Annotated in this window: 1 protein-coding gene; it reads right to left on the bottom strand. The window is 74.5% G+C overall.

The features are described 5' to 3' along the window. Positions 1 to 3,031 (bottom strand): SDR family NAD(P)-dependent oxidoreductase (locus tag GTW67_RS23845; RefSeq protein WP_161166845.1); only part of this gene is annotated, 3,031 nt, incomplete at both ends.

The raw sequence follows: 3,031 nt of genomic DNA on the forward strand, positions 1-3,031 counted from the left end.
CCGCGGAGCCGAAGACGCCCGCGGTGGAGGAGAACAGGGCGAAGAGGGTGAGGTCGAAGCGGCGCGTCAGCTCGTGCAGGTGCCAGGCGGCCTCCGCCTTGACGCGCAGCAGGGCGTCGACGCGCTCCGGGGTCAGGGAGGCCACGGTCCCGTCGTCCAGGATGCCCGCGGCGTGCACCACGCCGGTCAGGCCGTGCCCGTCCGGCAGGTCGGCGAGGAGTGCCGACAGCGCGTCGCGGTCGGCGACGTCACAGGCGGCGACCCGTACCGAGGCGCCCAGCGCGTCCAGTTCCTGCCGGAGTTCCGGCATGCCCTCGGCGTCGGGGCCGCGTCGGCTGACCAGGAGCAGGCTGCGTATGCCGTGCCGTTCCACCAGGTGCCGGGCGACGAGGCGGCCGAGGGTGCCGGCGGCGCCGGTGATCAGCACCGTGCCGTCGGGGTCCGGTGCGGCGGCGGGCACGCTGAGCACGAGCTTGCCGACGTGCCGTGCCTGGCTCATGAACCGGAATGCCTCCGGTGCCCGGCGGACGTCCCACACGCGGGTGGGCGGCAGCCGCAGCCGGCCCTGCGCGAAGAGGTCCATGACCTCCGCCAGCATCGTCCCGATCCGGTCGGGGCCGGCCTCACCCAGGTCGAAGGCCCGGTAGGTGATGCCCGGTCGGTCGGCCGCGACGGCGGTGGCGTCCCGTACGTCCGTCTTGCCCATCTCGATGAAACGGCCGCCGTCGCGCAGCAGCCCGAGCGAGGCGTCGACGAACTCCCCGGCCAGGGAGTTGAGGACGACGTCCACCCCGCCGCCCGTTCCCGAGACGCCGGCGAAGTGCCGCGCGAACTCCAGCGAGCGCGAGGACGCCAGGTGGGCGTCGTCCACGCCGAGCGCCCGCACGTGCTCCCACTTGGCCGGGCCCGCGGTGGCGAACACCTCGACGTCCCAGGCCCGGGCGAGCTGCACCGCCGCCATGCCGACGCCGCCGGCCGCGGAGTGCACCAGCAGCGACTCGCCGGAGCGTACGCCGGCCAGGTCCCGCAGCGCGTACAGCGCGGTCGCGTAGACGACGGGGACGGACGCGGCCTCGGCGAACGACCAGCCGTCCGGCACCCGTGCCAGCATCCGCTGGTCCGCCACGACCAGCGGGCCGAACCCGCCGGACCAGATGCCCAGCACCCGGTCGCCCACGGCGAAGGACGAGACTCCGGGCCCGGTGGCCACGACAACGCCCGCTCCCTCGCCGCCCATGAGGGCCGGGTCGGGATACATGCCCAGGGCGAGGAGGACGTCGCGGAAGTTCAGTCCGGCGGCCCGGACAGCGATACGTACCTCGTGCTCGCCGAGTTCCCGGGTCGCGTCCGGCGCCGGCCGCAGCCGCAGGCCCTCCAGCGTGCCGTCCTCGGAGGCCGTCAGGCGCCAGGCCCGTACGCCGTCCTCCGGGGCCAGCACCCCGTCGGCGGCCCCGCCGGCCAGCCGCGGCACCCGTACCCGGCCCTCACGCACGGCCAGTTGGGGTTCTCCGGTCAGTACGGCCTCGTGCAGGGCGGCGAGGCTCTGCTCGGCGTCGTCCACGTCAACCAGCACGAACCGGTCCGGGTGCTCGGCCTGTGCGGACCGCACCAGCCCCCAGACGGCGGCGGCCGCCAGATCGGACGGCTCCTCGCCCGCGTCCACGGCCAGTGCTCCACGGGTCACCAGCACGAGCCGCGCCCCGTCGAGCCCGTCCAGCGTCAGCCACGTCCGCACCAGGTCCAGTGCCCGGTGCGTGACCTCGCGAGTGGCGGTCACGACACCGTCGGCGGCGTCCGACACGAGGCTCGCGAAGACCAGGCCGGAGGCGGCCGAAGCGGAGTCCCACTGTTCGGCCAGCGCGGCCAGGTCGGTGTACTCCCCGGCTTCCCGGCCGGCCGTCCTCAGCGCTCCGAGCAGGTCGTGGGTGTCCGGCCCGACGACGGCGCACCGACCGCTGTCCGCGGCCACCGCGTCGGGGCCGGCCACACCGGACGACTCGTTCCAGTCCACGCGGTACAGGGCGTCGCTCGTCCCATCCGGCGCAGCCGCCACCATCTGCTCGCCGGTGAGCTCGCGCGTCACCAGGGCGTCGGCGGAAGCGACCACCGCCCCCGCCGTGTCGGCGACCAGCACCGCCATCCCGTCGGCTCCGGCCGGCGCGAGCCGTACCCGCAGCTCCGTGGCGCCCGTCGCGTACAGCGACACGCCACGCCACACGAACGGCAGCCGGACGGCTGCGGAGTCCCGCTCCGGGTCCGCCAGCCATGCGTGCAGCGCCGAGTCCAGCAGGGCGGGGTGCAGCCCGTACCGTTCCGCTTCCGCGGCTGCCGCCTCCGGCAGTGCCACCTCGGCGAACACCTCGTCGCCGCGCCGCCAGGCCGCTTCCAGCCCACGGAACGTCGGCCCGTACGCCAGTCCCGTATCGGCCAGCCGCTCGTAGAGCCCGGTGAGATCGACCGGCTCGGCACCGGTCGGCGGCCACACGCGCAGCTCCGCGTCGGCGGCCACGCCCCCGAAGCCGAGGACGCCCGATGCGTGCCGCGTCCACGGCGCGTCGGGGAGGCCGTCGGGGCGCGAGTAGACGCCGAGTTCGCGTCGCCCGCCGTCTCCCGGTCCCTCCAGTGTCACCTGGACGGAGACGGCACCGTCCTGCGGAAGCACCAACGGCGCCTCCAACGTCAACTCCTCCACCCGGCCACAACCCACCGCGTCCCCGGCACGCAACGCCAGCTCCACGAACGCCGTACCCGGCAACAACGCCACCCCGGCCACCGCATGATCAGCCAGCCAACCATGCGACACCAACGACAACCGACCCGTCAGCAGCACCCCACCCGACGCCGGCAACGACACCGCCGCACCCAACAACGGATGACCAGCAGCCACCAGACCCACCGAACCCACATCACCCACACCGACCGACACCACCTCCGACTCCAGCCAGAAACGCTGACGCTGAAACGCGTAGGTGGGCAGATCGACGCGGCGGGCACCCCAACCCGCGAACACACCGGCCCAGTCGACCGCCGC

This window comes from Streptomyces sp. SID5910, from assembly GCF_009862125.1.
Classification (GTDB): Bacteria; Actinomycetota; Actinomycetes; order Streptomycetales; family Streptomycetaceae; genus Streptomyces.